This is a genomic window from Bradyrhizobium sp. (assembly GCF_047605465.1).
Taxonomy (GTDB): Bacteria; Pseudomonadota; Alphaproteobacteria; order Rhizobiales; family Xanthobacteraceae; genus Bradyrhizobium.
Genome location: NZ_JASGFS010000100.1, coordinates 1 through 15,428, shown reverse-complemented (window position 1 = coordinate 15,428; position 15,428 = coordinate 1). Strand labels below are relative to the sequence as shown.

Sequence of the window (15,428 nt, the reverse complement as noted above, 5' to 3'; positions counted from 1 at the left end):
CGGCGCGGCCAGAGCATCCGGCGCGCCGCGGGCCGTCCGCTCGACCACAGCCCGCTCGGCGGACCGGATCGCCCGGCCGAGCCGGGCGACGGCGCCATGGGCGTGGGAACGCCGTCCGAAAATCCCGCGCAACTGTCTCACTTTGCGACGCTTTTCCCGTTGTCCTTAAGCTTCGGAACGACTCTAGAACGAATCGCGGCCGAATCGCTGACTCCCCGTTGAGTCCTGTTACGTTCACGCAAGATGTCGCGGGACTCTGATTTCCATCGCACTAGATGGAGTTTTGTGCTGCCGCACAAGCGACGTTTTGATGACGCGTTCCTTAAAATTGGGGACGGCGCGGAGTCGAATCAGAATCGGGGCGGAGTCAAATGGATTCCCGGCTGCGACCTCCCGATCGCGAGAGCCGGGCCTTGCCCTTCGCGACAGCCGCATTCGCGGCCTCCTCAGGGTGGGGGTTCGGGGCTGCAATCCGATTTCGCGAAAACAACCCCATGCACAGTAGACACCGGCGGACGGCGGCCGGCGGGGTGACGGGGCGCAAGGTGTTGGAACGGTGCACCGAACTCTCCCCGCCGTCATTCCGGGGCGCGCCGCTTGGCACGCGCCCGGAATCCCATCAGGCCGCAGCGTTCGTCTCAGGATGGATTTGCGGGTTCGCGCTGCGCGCGCCCCAAAATGACGCGGAGGGGTCGTCCGCATGAAGCGCCGCGGAATGCAGGGACTGGCGGGCGGGGTCCCGGATTGCGCTTCGCTTCATCCGGGCTGCGCAGCTGAAGGCTTCGAGGCAAACGCTCCTCGCCGACGCCCGACGCGCGCTACTGCGTCTTCGCGACCCTGGGCGGCTGCGCCGTGGTGATGAAGCTGGTCGCTTCCAGCATCGCGGGGCCGAGCGGGGTCGGGATCTTGATCCAGAACGGCACCAGGATGCGCGTGCCGGCGACGGGCGCGAAGGCGATCTCGATGTTGCGCTGGGCGGAGAGATATTTGATCACGGGCCGGTCGGGAATGTAGCCGGCGACCGGCACGAAATAGAGCGCGCAGACCACGACCGGGCCGTGGTAGCCCTTCTCGGCCTTCACCGTTTCCATGCGCTTGAAATCGAGCTTGAGGTCGTAGCGCATGCGGCCGTCGAACACCGGCGCGCCGTTGTGGCAGGCCTCCGCCGACAAGGGATCGGCGGTGCCGGGCACGCGCAGCAGCGAGGCCGTCATCGGGTCCCACACGCCGCGGCGATGCGCGTCGGTGACGACGATGCGGTCGGGATCGACCGGCGGCTCCGGCACGATGCCGAACTCCTTCACATTGCCCTTGTCGAGGGTGATGTGGATCTCCTCGGTCTTCTTCGAGGTGGTGGTGGAGGCTTGGTAGCCGGTCGCGACCAGCGCGCCGTTGACGACCCGCCCCTGCGAGGCGCCGGTGCCGGAGCCGTTGGCGATCGATTTCAGGATGCCGGACGTGCCGCCCGAGGCGGCCGCCGAGAACACGTCGTCCTGGATGTCGATATTCCAGGCGCCCTTGCCGACGGGAATGCCCGCCAGCGTCGCCTCATATTGCGCTTCCAGCTTGCCCTGCGCCGCCGCGGGCGCGGCGACCCACGCCAGGATCAGCCCGCAAAAGGCCGCCAGCGCCAGCCGGCCGGCCGAGCGCGGACCGGCCAGGCGCGGCCTGATCGCAGAAAGGGGAAGCGTTGGCACGAAATCATCCAATGGAGCGCGAACGGTCGTTACTTAAGCCGAATCCGGCGGGAAACAATGTGTCCGGGGCCCGGAAGCCCCGGAACTCCACCGGACTTTTCAGGTGCGAATGCGCCCTTTATGTGATGGTAAGGCTTTTCAATCATTGCCGTTTTAGTGATCGGGGCGCGGCGGGATGAAGCACCGCTGCCGCGCCGAGGAGCTCGGCACGCAGCGCCGGGCGAGGGCCTTCGCCTGCCGGGAGCACGCACGAAGTCTCTCCCCGGGGAGACACCCTCTCGCCAACCCTCCCCCGCGGGCGGGCGAAGCGAGCGCGGCGCCGGAAGCGGCCCGAACAGGGCCCCAAAAACTTGACTGTCCGGCCCTTCCCCCCTATACGTCCGCCGCTCCCTGCAAGGACACAGAATTAGCCCCCGTGGCGCCCAAAATGGCGGCCGCACTCGTTGGGGGTTCGAACCAAGGATTTTTGCCATGTCTCGCCGCTGCGAACTGACGGCCAAGGGCCCCCTCGTCGGCCACAAGGTCAGCCACTCCAACATCAAGACCAAGCGCCGCTTCCTGCCGAACCTCGTCAACGTGACGTTCATCTCGGAAGCCTTGGAGCGCAACGTGCGCCTGCGCGTCTCCACCAACGCGGTGAAGAGCGTCGACCACAATGGCGGCCTCGACGCCTTCCTGCTCAAGGCCAACGCCGACGCCCTGTCGCCGCGCGCCCTCGAGCTGAAGCGCGCCATCCAGAAGAAGGTCGGCACCACCGCGCCGGTCAAGAAGGCCAGCTAAGAGATTTTCGAACAGGGCGGGGGCTAAGTTGCGTCGTGTGGCGTAGGCTTAGCCAGTAGCGTTCTTGCGTTTACGGCCGGATCGGAAGATCCGGCCGTTTTTGTTTGTGGCTCAGCGACTCTAGACGAACGAATGATCCATGAGAGATTGCAAGCGAACCAAGTTGGGGAAATAACTAGGAGTTGCATACGCTGCCATTTATCGAGAACCGAGCTTGGAGACGATGGCTATGCAGCATTCTTTCAAAACAAGACCAACTTCCGATTTCCAATCAATTCAAGGCTAAGTTCAATTGAACTGCGAACTTGAAATTGGCGCGTCAACATTCGCACGGCATGCGTCAATCAAGCCCTCCTTAGGGAATGCACGACAGCGGACAATCTCGATAAACCGACACGCTGTGCAATCGCCAGCCTAAGTGCAGCACCCGTTGGATACTTGATACCGGAGCAATCCAATTGCGCTTCTTCACAACGGACCTTGACCAAAGATACAGCGATCGCAAGGAAGTTTGCTTCCTAATAAATGACAATTGGGATGACTTTAAATTTCGGACGTCATTTCATTCAGTCGTTTACGATCAAAATGGCACGCGGCACGACATCGGCGGATTGCGGATACTCAGTCGAGGGCTCAGAAGTGGCCGAGCTAATCCACCAAATCACTTCGAAAGCCTCGACAATCGGTGGTGCTCTCTCGGCGCGGATAGAGACTACTATCTCAACCTATCGAAACTGGGCGAACCATTAGCCTCCACGTATCTGAAAGCTATTCGAGATTGCGTCTTCGACAGTACGATATTCGAAGCGTTCAGAGACGAAGAGGGAATGCAGACTTCGTTACTTAGAACGGTTTCTCGCCGAGACGTTCTAGACAGTTTTCCTAGAATTCTCAGGGGCGACTCGCAGCTCACCCCGTACGAGTTCGTTTTCAAGTTTTCGACGGGATATTCAGAGCTTCCTGAACAGTGCGAGTTTGCAGTCAGACCGGATTCACGGCCACCCACGAACGTACACGTGCTTATTGGCAGAAATGGTGTTGGAAAAACCAGACTGCTCGCCGGGATGGCAGATGCACTTACTGAAAATAAGCTCGGATCGATAGGAGTATCAGGCCAGTTCGAGTTCACCGACAAGAGCAACGAGTTTCTAAACTTAATCGTTGTCTCATACAGTGCGTTCGATCGATTTGACCCCATAACTGCTGATCGTAGGCGATCCGATAGTTCGATCCCATATCATTACATTGGAATCAAAAAGCATATTGAAGTCGCCAACAGAGTTGGCGTGATCGAAGAGCAAGTTGCCCTGAAAACAGCAGATGATTTCTACCAAGAATTTTCTGGAATCTTTGGAACACTAACTAACAAGGCGCCCCCTCGATTTAACGAGCAAAGATACCAACGCTGGATCAAGGCACTAAACGTCCTCCGATCGGACCCAGGCCTAGCAGATTTCATTGACGATCCGAGTGGGGGAAGACGATCTCTTGTTGAGATTTTTCCGGACCTCAGCTCTGGCCATAAAATCGTTCTGCTAACGATCGCTCGTCTCGTCGAAAACGTCAGTGATAGGTCTCTGGTGATCATCGACGAGCCAGAAACGCATTTACACCCCCCTCTGCTTGGATCGCTAATTAGAGCAATATCCGAACTACTGATTTCTCAGAACGGAGTTGCAATCATCGCAACGCATTCGCCCGTCGTTCTTCAGGAAGTACCTGCAAGATGTGTCTCTGTTATTTCTAGGACTGGCGAACGAATACGCATACGCAGACCGAAAACGGAAACGTTTGCAGAGAACGTTGGAATGCTCACGCGCAAGGTGTTTGGGCTCGAAGTCTCCCGAAGCGGCTTCTATCGACTATTGAAGGAGGCGGCGAAGGGCGGCGACTTCGATATCGTCATCAAAGAATTTGGCGACGAGATTGGCGGAGAAGGGCGAGCACTCGCGCGTGTCTTTACAAGCGAGGACGAAGAAGAATGAGGCCATTGTCACTGCCTACCCTCGATCATGGCGACCTATACTCCGCCTGTGTGAATCAGACTCGCGATGCCGACAGCCGCAATCGTCTTGTGGCCTTAAGCAGCCGCATAGTTCAGGCTGGATCTGACTACTGCGCCGCTGCACGCGCCGGGGCTCTGCATCGCTTGGAGCCGATGGCGATGACGACCAGCGAGCGCTCAGGGATGCGCGATCTTTACGACCGTCGCATGGCTGCTCGAACCGGCACTGGTCGATACGCCTACGAAGAAATTCACTCCTCATCGGACTACTGCCCATACTGTAGCTTTGGCGAAGTTTACGAGCTTGACCATTTTCTTCCAAAAGAGACATTTCACGAATTGAACGTCTTCCCTCAAAATCTCCTGCCCATATGCCACCCATGCAATCATTTGAAGCGACAAAAAAGGCCGGCAGGGCCAAATGAAAGCTTTCTTCATCCTTACTTCGATCGACTTCCGGAGAACATCCGGTGGCTATTTGCAGAGTTAGAGATTCGGGATGGTGGGCCGATACTCACCTACTTTGTCTCGCTAGACGAAGAAAAGTACGGCGGGCTATCCGGCAAGCTCATCTATCATTTTCGAGAGCTTGGACTTGAAAAGCGCTTCAGACGACAGGCGGCAGCCGTGCTGGTCGAACTTGAATCCGAAGTGACGCAACTGGCACTAGATCTAAGATCCAAGCAGGTTGCGGCTCACTTGCTCAATCGAGCGCAACAATTCGGCACCCGCAATCTCAATTCTCTCGAAACGGCCGCGTACTACGCCGCGGCAGCGTCTGAAGTCTATTGCAACGGCAATTTTTGTAACTAGGAACATCTGACAACGATCTGAGAGCAACTCGGGTATCCATACAAGAATATCGCCGTGACGGTGCTGGAGACAATCTCTCTAAGAGCATGTCCAACTCCCCGAATCTCTGCCGCCACCAGCGCAGAAAGGACGACAAGCATCCGCGGCAACCGACGCTCCACGACGCCCTTGTCCGCTACTCCCCAAAACGGCTATGCTATCTAAGATTGTTCAAGCCTAAGCCCGATATTTTCAGCGATACCCAAGAGACTGCGCCAACTGCCTCACCGAAAACAGGGTTGCTATTGTGCCCCTCGAGAGCGAACAGACCCGGCCGGCCGCCGTTCAGACCACGCATGTGGTGAAGGATCACCTGATCCGGTACAGCCGGACCGGACATCAGAACACGCGATGCGTCGTGTTCGTGCATGGCGTCACCGGGGACATCGTGACGACGTGGCGAAGCAATGGGGCCGACGCCGGCTTCGTCGAGCTCATCCTCCAAGACGACGAATTGCAGGACTACGACGTCTACGCCTTCGGATACCGGACCTCCTATCTCCGGGGGGCGCCGATCGACAACGCCGCGATCCAGCTTGCCGGCGCGCTGTCGCAGCTGCCGCACGCGTATGACAGCATCGTCTTCATCGCGCACAGCATGGGCGGCCTGGTGTGCATGAAGTACATCGTCGACGAGGTGCAGCGCGCGAACAGGCCTCCGCCCGTCAGCGGGTTGCTGCTCTATGGAACGCCGACCACCGGCAGCGACCTCATCAACATCGCCAAGCTGGTCGGCTTCGGGATCGGCTTGAAAGTCCCGCTGGTGCGCGGCGCCATCAACCTGTTCCTGAGAGGCCAGCGCCAGCTCGCCGACCTCGCGACCGGCAGCGAATTCCTCACGCGCCTCCACGATCAATGGGCGTTCCGGATCGTCAATGGCGGCCACGAAAGCGCCGGCCCGCAGCGCATGTGGCTCGCCGTCCGGGCCGTGACCGGCGAGGACGACATCGCCGTGAACGAAGCCTCGGGCAAGGGATTCTACGGCGCGATCGACTGGAAGCCGCTGTCCTACGGGCACATCCAGCTGGTCAAGCCGGCGGAGCCGAACGACGTCAGATATCTGGAGGCCAAGAGCTTCCTGCAGATCTCCCGCCGAACCGACCCGATCGTCCTGGACCATGTCTGGAAGGCGAGCCAGGAGATATGGGGCAATCGGTTCAGCCGCGTCAGCAAGGACCTCGAATTCTTCACCGAGATCAATCTGCGGCGGGATCCGCCGAGAGCAGGCCCACTGTCGGCCTACGGCACCTGCAGCACGATCTGCCAGTATCGTTTCCTGCTGGAAGAAGAGCATATCGATTTCGGCATCTCGTTCGCCGCCAACAGCCTGTGGCAGCGGCGACCGCCGCCGGTCTACATCCATCAGGTCGGCCTCGACCTGCTTCCGCAGGCCGAACAGAATGCGCTGCGGCTCTCCGTCAACTCCATCCTCAGGAATCAGGACGACGCCACGGTCTGGTCGACCTTCTTTCCGCGCCTCTCCATCACCATCGACGGCGTGCCGCTGGCGCCCGGCGATGTCGAATGGCCGACGAGCACGCGGCAAGCCGCGACCTGGCTGCTGCGGAGCTACCATCTGCCCCCGGCCCTGGTTGCGAAGGTCGGGACTGCCGTGACGATACGGATGGAATACGATTCGGTCGTGCCGGTATCGCTGCCGCATTTCATGTTCTCGGCGCCCTGGATCGTACACGGGGCGCAGGTCGAGGCCGTGGTCGAGGGCGATTTCGAGTATTTCGTGCCGAGCAACAGGCTCGTTCCGCCCGGACGGGTCGAGCAGCGCGACGAGCCGACCGCTGCCGGGCGAAAGGCGCATTTCTCCCATGACCGGATCATGCTGCCCGGCTCCGCGATGGAAGTCAGGTGGCGGCTGAAGAACACCTAAACAGCGTCGAGCAACAGGGAACGAGCGGCATCATGAATGGCTACGGGACCGTCGAGAAGATCTACCGCCCGCTGGGGATCGGCGTGATCAGGACCAGCAACGGAACGACCGTCATCTTCACCGCGGGCTCGGTGCAGGGCGGCGACGAGGGCTTTCAGGACCTGACCGAAGGCGACGAGGTGAACTACCGCCTGTTCGAGGACAGGATCGAGACGATCGGCATCGCCCGCGACGTCTGGAAGAAACACTACGGAGACAAATAGCAGGTACAGTCCGCGTGACCTGTGAGGCGACATGAACGGCTACGGCAACCTCGTCATCTGCTGCGACGGCACCGGCAACGAGATCTCCGAGAACATCTCCAACGTCCTGAAGCTCTATCGCTGCCTGCGCAAGACCGACAAGACGCATCCGCGGCAGATGGTGTTCTACGATCCCGGCGTCGGCACGGTGACGGAGCCGACCACGTGGCACCGCTGGAAAGCCAACATCAACCTCGTGCTGGGGCTCGCCACCGGCTACGGGCTCGATGACAACGTGCTCAACGCCTATTGCTTCCTGGTCGAGCACTACAAGCCGGGCGACAAGATCTATCTGTTCGGCTTCTCGCGCGGCGCCTACACGGTGCGGGTGCTGGCCGGGCTGATCCACAAGATCGGGCTGATCTCGCCGGAGCAGGCGAACCTCGCGGGCTCCGGCCTCGTCGCCTACAAGCAATATTCCGGGCTCGGGCGCGGCAACGACGTCAGCGACCTCACCGACAGCGGCTTCGACGAGGACGGCCCGCTGCCGAAGGACAAGTTCGACCTCGCCGCGCAGTTCGCGCGCATCACCTCGTCGCGCTGGCCGACGGTGCACTTCATCGGCGTGTGGGACACGGTGGCGAGCGTGATCGTGCCGCGCGCCGACCGGCTGTACTGGCCGAGCCTGGAGGAGCTGGCGTTCACGCTGCAGAACCCGAGCGTGCAGACCTTCCGCCAGGCGATCTCGATCGACGAGCGGCGCTGCATGTTTCGTCTGAAGCAATGGGACGATCCGCAGCAATTCTGGAGCAACCGCTTCGTGCCCGACGACAAGAAGCAGCCGCAGGACATCTCGCAGGTGTGGTTCGCCGGCGTGCATTGCGACGTCGGCGGCGGCTACAAGGAGAGCGAGAGCGGCGCCTCGAAATATCCGCTGCTGTGGATGATCGACGAGGCGACGAAGGCGGGGCTGAACTTCAACACGCGCACCGTGAACCAGCTCGCCTGGGGCATCCAGCGCAAGAACTCGCCGTTCCAGTACGTGCCGCCGAGCTTCTCCGGCACGGCGGGCGCTCCGGGCGGGCTGCACGATTCGATGACGCTGCCGTGGCGCGTGCTGGAGTTCCTGCCGAAGAGCGCGGCGTACAGGGAATGGCCGGCACGCAGGGTGGTGCTCGGCTTCTACATTCCCGATGGCGAGCCGCGCGTCATTCCCGAAGGCGCGCATCTGCACGAGAGCGTGCTGCGGCGGATGGAGGCGGATACGAACTACCGGCCGGTGAACTTGCCGTTGGCGTATCAGATCGTGCCGATGCCGGTGGCGCCGCCGCATGCGGAGGGCGTGGGAGCGACGTGAGGGCGCGGAGGCTTGGGCTCTGGCTTGGCCGTCTCGCCGCCGCGCGGCGAGCCACCCTCCCGCAGGGGGAGAGGGAAAGCGCCCCACCGGACTACCGCCGATTTGCGAAGCGGCGACCACTTTTCATTAAAATTCTCGGCCCGGCCTTAGCCTGATCGCATCATCTGCGCCGCCATCATCGCCGACGAGACTTCCGCAAGAACAGCGGAGTTGGAGGAGACGTGCCACAGCATCCGCGCCGATTCGCCCGCGTGAAGCCCGCGGGGCTGGTGTCCCGCCAGGCCAAGATCATCACCGACCCGCGCGCGCCGGTGATCCCCTGCACGCTGATCGACTATTCGCCGGGCGGCGCCTGCGTCGATCTCGGCGGTCAGGTGAAGGTGCCCGACCGGTTCGAGCTGCTGCACGTCAACACCCGCAAGCGCTGCCGCATCGCCTGGAAGCGGGGAACGCGGATCGGCGTGGTGTTCTGACGACCCGCGACGGGCGCGCCGTGCGGCTGCCCGTCGTGCTGCCCTTCCCCTGCAGGTCCCGGACTATCGCATCTGAGGACAAAACGTCGCGAGACGCTCGCCAGCGGCCATCCTTCGAGACGCCCGCTTGTGGCGGGCCCTCAGGATGAGGTCGCGTTTCGCGGCGAGATATCAGACCGTCATGGTGAGAAGCCCCCCGCGAGAATCATGCAGGCCGAACGCGTCGGGCAGCCTTTCAACTCATATGCGACAGCCCCGCCCGCAAGTGAGGGGGCACAGCGCGCCTGGGGCGCGACGTTTCACGACAACTGGCAGGGCGTCTTACGCTTTCCGCATCCGCGCCTTCGCGCCGGCGACGATCTGCATCGCGACGCCGCCGACCCAACCGAACAGAGCGAGCCAGCTCCAGGCGATGTGCGGCTCGAGCCGCAGCACGATGATCGCGACCGAGCCGAGCGCCGTGAGCGTGGCGAACAGCGTGCCGGCGGAGCTGAGGAATTCCGCGGCGTCGATGTGGCTGTGCGCGTCGTCGAAGGGAAGCTGCGGCGTGTCGATACCGAGATAGAAGCCGACGAAGCCGAGCAGCATCATCAGCAGCAGGAAGCCCTGCGTGGTCAGCGGCGAGATCGCCGTGCCGACATAGGCGCCGACGAACAGGCCGCACGCCGCCCCGGCCATCGCGAGGCCTACGCGCTCGAACACGTGAGCTGTCTTGCGAACACGAAACCGCATGCCCGGCCTCCGTGAGGCATTGAACGGCCGGAGGTTAGGCCAGATTTGCGGTCGGTGAAAGGTAAGGGGGGTTACGGATGCGTGAGGTCGCGCGGTGGTGAGCGGTACGATAGCCCGCGCCGCGCCCTTCTCATCGTCCCGGCCTGGTGCGCAATTGCGCATGGGGGCCGGGACCCATAACCACAGGGAGTTGTTTGGCGACGACGAGCCGTCAGGGTTGCGTCCGCTCTTGCCGTCATCATTGCAAGCCAACACGCCCGCGCGAAGCGCCGCCCGATGACAGGCTCAAGCGAACCGGAATCTTTCCAAAGCCGCAGCCCGGATTGCTTCGCTGCGCTCGCCATGACGACTTCGCGGCACGGCCGCGCACCACGCCCGCACCTGCCGCTTACCCGGACTTCAAGCCGCGCATGAAGTCCGACCTGTCCCGGCACGTGGGAGAGACGAAGAATTCAGCGCGCGCCGAACGTGGTCTTGCCGAACAGCTCCTTCTGCGTCGAGGGCTGCGAGCGCCAATATTGCGGCGGGGCCTCGACCTGGCCGCCGAGCTCGGCGGCGGCGTGCCAGCCCCAGCGCGGGTCGTAGAGCATGCCGCGGGCGAGCGCGACCATGTCGGCCTTGCCGCTGTCGACGATCTCGCCGGCCTGCTTCGCATCCGTGATCAGGCCGACGGCGATGGTGGGCAGGCCGGTCTCGCGCCTGATGGAGTCGGCGAACTGCACCTGGTAGCCGGGGCCGAGCGGGATCTTCTGCAGCGGCGAGACACCGCCGGAGGAAGCATCGATCCAGTCGACGCCGCGCGCCTTCAGCGCGGTCGCGAACGCAATGGTCTGCGCCAAATCCCAGCCGCCCTCGACCCAGTCGGTCGACGACACCCGCATGCCGATCGGCCTGTCGTGCGGGAACACCGCGCGCACCGCGTCGTACACTTCGAGCGGAAAGCGCATGCGGTTCTCCAGCGAGCCGCCATATGCGTCGGTGCGCTTGTTGGAGATCGGCGAGAGGAACTGGTGCAGGAGATAGCCGTGCGCGCCGTGCAGCTCGATCGCATCGATGCCGAGACGGGCGGCGCGCTTCGCGCTGTCGACGAAGGCCTCGCGGATGCGGGTGAGACCCGCGGCATCCAGCGCCAGCGGCGCGGCCTCGCCCTCCTTGTGCGGTACCGCGGACGGCCCCACCGTCTGCCAGCCGCCCTGCGATTCCGGAATGAGCTGGCCGCCATCCCATGGGCGCGCGCTCGACGCCTTGCGGCCGGCATGGGCGAGCTGCATCGCGATCGCCGTGGTCGAATGCTTGCGCACCGAGGTGAGGATCTGCTTCAGCGCCGCCTCGCAGGCATCGCTGTAGAGCCCGAGACAGCCCGGCGTGATGCGGCCGATCGCCTCGACATGGGTCGCCTCGATGCAGAACATCGACGCGCCCGACAGCGCCAGATTGTTGATGTGGGTGAAGTGCCAGTCGGTGGCGACGCCGTCATCGGCCGAATACTGGCACATCGGCGACACCACGACGCGGTTCTTCAGGGTCAGTCCACGCAACGTGATCGGTGAAAACAGGGCGCTCATGCGGGGGATCCGGGGATGAGAGGGCAATGCGGAGAGTTTAATGGCGCAAACGCGGATTGCCAGCCGCGCGGCGAACATGCCCGCCCACGGCGTCATGCATTGCGGCGAGGGTCATGGACGAGCCTGCGGTCGATGACAGCGGGTCCTATTCCACCAGCGTGAACTGCAGCAGCAGCGTGCGCTGGAGCAGCGAGAAATTGTCGTCGGAGACGAGCGTCAGCACGGTCTCGCCGCCCGCCGTCACGTGGGCGTCGATGCCCTCCATGTTGTCGACCTCGTGACCGAGATCGGCATTGAACAGCACGGGGCCGTCGACCACCGCGCCGGGCGCGATCGACTTGAGCGGGATCGAGCGGATGCGGATGTTGATGCCGCTGAGCCAGGAGAATTTGCGTTCGAGGATGAGCAGCTCGCCCGAAGGCAGCAGCACCGCGTCGCTGATCAGCTGCTGGTCGGTGCGACGGACGCTGAACTGGCCGGGCGTCGGACCTCCAATCAGGAATGCGACCAGATTGCCGTCGGCGTCGAACCCGCCTTCCGACAGCGCGATCAGCGTGCCCGCGAGCGGCTGGCCTTTCGGCACGAAGACCAGCGCCTCCAGTCCCTTGTTGTAGGGCAGCTTGCGCACGCCGGTGGGCACGGCGATCACCTCGCCCGGCGCGCGCGTGCCGCCCTTGGCGAAATCGAACCGCATGATCTGGTTGACGCGCTCAAGCCCGACATAGACGTGGTCGCCGTCGCGCGCGAGCGACTCGGTGTCGTACCAGAGGCGCTTTTCGGTGATCGGCCGTCCTTCGGCATTGAGGATCGGCGCCGCCTCGACGTCGTCGAGCCCCGCCATCTTGCCGCCGGAATAGCGGATGGCACCGGTGAACCAGGTGCCCTGGTCGGACAGCGCGAGGAAGCGTTCGCCCTTGTCGTCGAGGAAGCGGATGCCGGACAGGCCGCCGAAGCCGCGATGCGGCGAGGTCAGCACGAGGCCGCTGCGATATTCCAGCGAGCCGAAGCGCACGCGGGCGCGGTCACGCGGCTCGAAGGCGGGGATCGGCCGCGCGTTGACCTCGATCGCGACCGGCGCGGTGACGGCGTGCTCGACCTGCGGCGGCCGCGGCGGCGGCTCGCTCGCAGGCTGGGCCCGCGCAAGGCGGGATATCGCGAGAGTGGAGAATCCCGCCGCCGCGTGGCCGAGAAAACGGCGGCGGGATGGATGCGTGGTCACGAATGCAGTTTGCGGCGCGGACGGTTCGCCGTCGGCTGCGGCGCGGTGTGCGTCTCGCTGAACAGCTCGGCGAGCTTCTCGGTGATGGCGCCGCCGAGCTCTTCGGCGTCCACGATCGTCACAGCACGGCGATAATAGCGCGTGACGTCGTGGCCGATGCCGATCGCGATCAGCTCCACCGGCGAGCGCGTCTCGATCTCCTCGATGATGTGGCGCAGGTGCCGCTCGAGGTAGTTGCCGGGATTGACCGACAGCGTGGAATCGTCGACCGGCGCGCCGTCCGAGATCATCATCAGGATCTTGCGCTGCTCGGGCCGACCGAGCAGGCGCTTGTGCGCCCAGTCCAGCGCCTCGCCGTCGATGTTCTCCTTCAACAGCCCCTCGCGCATCATCAGGCCGAGATTCTTCCGCGCGCGGCGCCAGGGCGCATCGGCGGACTTGTAGATGATGTGGCGCAGATCGTTGAGGCGGCCGGGATTGGCCGGCTTGCCGGCGGCAAGCCAGGCTTCGCGCGACTGCCCGCCCTTCCAGGCGCGGGTGGTGAAGCCGAGAATCTCGACCTTGACGCCGCAACGCTCCAGCGTGCGCGCGAGGATGTCGGCGCAGGTCGCCGCGACCGTGATCGGACGTCCGCGCATCGAACCGGAATTGTCGAGCAGCAGCGTGACCACGGTGTCGCGGAACGTCGCTTCCTTCTCGTGCATGAAGGACAGCGGATGATAGGGATCGGTCACCACGCGCGACAGGCGAGCGGGATCGAGAATGCCTTCCTCGAGATCGAACTCCCAGGCGCGGTTCTGCTGCGCCATCAGGCGGCGCTGCAGGCGGTTGGCGAGGCGGGCGACGATGCCCTGCAGATGCGCGAGCTGCTTGTCGAGGTAGGAACGCAGACGCTCCAGCTCGTCATGATCGCAGAGATCCTCTGCGGCGATGACCTCGTCGAATTTCGGCGCGAAGGCGTGGTATTCGGGCCCGCGCGGCTCGTTCTGGCCGCGCGAATTCGGCCGCGTCGCCTCGCCCGGCGTCTCGTCGTCGCCGAGTTCGCCGTCGTCGAAGGTGTCGGATGTCGAGGCCTGCGCGCTTTCCATCGCGCTGTCGCTCATCTCTTCGCTCGAGGCCTGCGCCTGGTCTGCGCTCATCTCCTGCGCGGCGTCGGAATCGGGCGAGCCTTCGGCGCCGGACTGGTCGTTGTCGCCGTCGCGGTTCTCGTCCTGGTCGTCATTGTCCTCGGTGTCGGCGTTGCGGTCCTCGCCGAGCTCGAGCGCGGTCAGGAGATCGTGCACGGCATCGCCGAACTTGGTCTGGTCCTCGACCACGCCGTCGAGCCGGTCGAGCCGCTTGCCGATCTTGTCCTCGAGGATCGGCCGCCAGAGATCGACCATCTTCTTCGCGGCCGCCGGCGGCGCCATGCCGGTCAGGCGCTCGCGCACCAGCATCGCCAGCGCATCGGCCAGCGGCGCATCGGCACGATCGGTGATCTCGTCGAACTTGCCGCGATGGAAATGGTCGTCGAGCATCGCGGTGAGGTTCTTCGCAACGCCCGCCATGCGGCGCGCGCCGATTGCCTCGACGCGGGCCTGCTCCACCGCCTCGAACACGCCGCGCGCCTGCGGATTGCCGGGCATCAGCTTGCGATGCAGTTTCGGATCGTGACAGGCGATCTTGAGCGCGATGGAGTCGGCATGGCCGCGCACGATCGCGGCGTCGCGCTTGGTCATCTTGCGCGCCGGCTCGGGCAACCGTGCCTTGCCGGGCGCGAGACCCGGACGCTCGGCGGCGAAGCTGACGTCGAGCTCCGGCGTCTTGGCGATCGCCTTCAGGCAGGACGCCACCGAGCGCTTGAACGGCTCGGTCGGGGCTTCCTTGGTGTTGCGGAATTTGCTGTTGGAGGTGGTCATCTCACCGTATCCGTCGTCCCGGCGAAAGCCGGGACCCATAACCACCGGCCGTCGCTAGGTCAGGAAAAACTATCAGCGTCGTTCTATTGAGACATCACGCGGTGTGGGTCCCGGCTTACGCCGGGAAGACACACCGAGAGACATCAGCTCAGCGCCACGTTGACCGCCGATTCCGGCAGCTCGGCGTTGAAGCAGCGCTGGTAGAACTCGGCGACCAGGGGACGCTCGAGCTCGTCGCACTTGTTGAGGAAGGTGACGCGGAAGGCGAAGCCGATGTCGCCGAAGATGTCGGCGTTTTCCGCCCAGGTGATCACCGTGCGCGGGCTCATCACCGTCGACAAATCGCCATTGGCGAACGCGTTGCGGGTGAGATCGGCGAGGCGAACCATCTTGTTGACGATGTCGCGGCCTTCCTGGGTGCGATAGTGCTTGGCCTTGGCCAGCACGATCTCGACCTCCTCGTCATGGCTGAGATAGTTCAGCGTGGTGACGATCGACCAGCGGTCCATCTGGCCCTGGTTGATCTGCTGGGTGCCGTGGTAGAGGCCCGAGGTGTCGCCGAGGCCGACCGTGTTGGCGGTCGCGAACAGGCGGAACGCCGGATGCGGCTTGATCACCTTGTTCTGGTCCAGCAGCGTGAGGCGGCCCGAGACTTCCAGCACGCGCTGGATCACGAACATCACGTCCGGGCGGCCGGCGTCGTATTCGTCGAACACCAGCGCG

13 protein-coding genes and 1 pseudogene are annotated in these 15,428 nt (G+C 63.5%); 8 read left to right on the top strand and 6 right to left on the bottom strand.

Features of this window, described 5'->3' with window-relative positions; genetic code table 11:
* The coding region (locus QM712_RS34885; RefSeq protein ID WP_415027695.1) for a hypothetical protein at positions 1-222 on the top strand (222 nt) is incomplete at its 5' end.
* Between the two features lie 596 nt (positions 223-818).
* Here QM712_RS34885 and QM712_RS34880 read toward each other — a convergent pair.
* Positions 819-1,628 (bottom strand): DUF3108 domain-containing protein, encoded by an 810-nt coding sequence (locus QM712_RS34880; RefSeq protein ID WP_415027696.1) that lies wholly within the window; start codon positions 1,626-1,628, stop codon positions 819-821.
* A gap of 540 nt (positions 1,629-2,168) precedes the next feature.
* Here QM712_RS34880 and rpmB point away from each other — a divergent pair.
* From rpmB to QM712_RS34845, 7 genes are all read left to right on the top strand, one after another.
* A complete protein-coding gene (gene rpmB, locus QM712_RS34875; protein ID WP_212347519.1) occupies positions 2,169-2,477 on the top strand; it encodes a 50S ribosomal protein L28 in 309 nt (102 codons plus the stop codon).
* Between the two features lie 827 nt (positions 2,478-3,304).
* Positions 3,305-4,462, top strand: coding sequence for an AAA family ATPase (locus QM712_RS34870; RefSeq protein WP_415027694.1), 1,158 nt, complete (start codon positions 3,305-3,307; stop codon positions 4,460-4,462).
* Positions 4,463-4,641: 179 nt separating this feature from the next.
* On the top strand, positions 4,642-5,295 hold the full coding sequence (locus QM712_RS34865) for a hypothetical protein (protein WP_415027693.1): 654 nt from the start codon (positions 4,642-4,644) through the stop codon (positions 5,293-5,295).
* A gap of 286 nt (positions 5,296-5,581) precedes the next feature.
* Positions 5,582-7,219, top strand: coding sequence for an esterase/lipase family protein (locus QM712_RS34860; RefSeq protein ID WP_415027692.1), 1,638 nt, complete (start codon positions 5,582-5,584; stop codon positions 7,217-7,219).
* A 32-nt stretch (positions 7,220-7,251) separates the two neighbouring features.
* Positions 7,252-7,482 carry a hypothetical protein gene (locus QM712_RS34855; protein WP_415027691.1) on the top strand — a complete coding sequence of 77 codons (231 nt, stop codon included), beginning with the start codon at positions 7,252-7,254 and terminating at the stop codon, positions 7,480-7,482.
* 31 nt (positions 7,483-7,513) lie between these two features.
* Positions 7,514-8,818 carry a DUF2235 domain-containing protein gene (locus QM712_RS34850; protein WP_415027690.1) on the top strand — a complete coding sequence of 435 codons (1,305 nt, stop codon included), beginning with the start codon at positions 7,514-7,516 and terminating at the stop codon, positions 8,816-8,818.
* A gap of 221 nt (positions 8,819-9,039) precedes the next feature.
* Entirely contained in the window at positions 9,040-9,291 is a 252-nt protein-coding gene (locus QM712_RS34845) for a PilZ domain-containing protein (RefSeq protein ID WP_415027689.1), read from the top strand.
* Positions 9,292-9,612: 321 nt separating this feature from the next.
* On the opposite strand, the gene QM712_RS34840 is transcribed toward QM712_RS34845, so the two are convergent.
* From QM712_RS34840 to QM712_RS34820, 5 genes and pseudogenes are all read right to left on the bottom strand, one after another.
* The gene (locus QM712_RS34840) at positions 9,613-10,023 is read right to left on the bottom strand and encodes a hypothetical protein (protein WP_415027688.1); all 411 of its coding nucleotides are present in this window, start codon (positions 10,021-10,023) and stop codon (positions 9,613-9,615) included.
* A gap of 452 nt (positions 10,024-10,475) precedes the next feature.
* Positions 10,476-11,588 (bottom strand): NADH:flavin oxidoreductase/NADH oxidase, encoded by a 1,113-nt coding sequence (locus QM712_RS34835; protein WP_415027687.1) that lies wholly within the window; start codon positions 11,586-11,588, stop codon positions 10,476-10,478.
* A 145-nt stretch (positions 11,589-11,733) separates the two neighbouring features.
* Complete coding sequence (locus tag QM712_RS34830; RefSeq protein WP_415027686.1) at positions 11,734-12,807, bottom strand: esterase-like activity of phytase family protein; 1,074 nt, start codon at positions 12,805-12,807, stop codon at positions 11,734-11,736.
* Positions 12,804-14,705 (bottom strand): cobaltochelatase subunit CobT, encoded by a 1,902-nt coding sequence (gene cobT / locus QM712_RS34825; RefSeq protein ID WP_415027685.1) that lies wholly within the window; start codon positions 14,703-14,705, stop codon positions 12,804-12,806. The genes QM712_RS34830 and cobT overlap by 4 nt, the downstream gene beginning before the upstream one ends.
* A gap of 143 nt (positions 14,706-14,848) precedes the next feature.
* Positions 14,849-15,428: pseudogene (locus QM712_RS34820) on the bottom strand (cobaltochelatase subunit CobS); the annotation flags it as partial.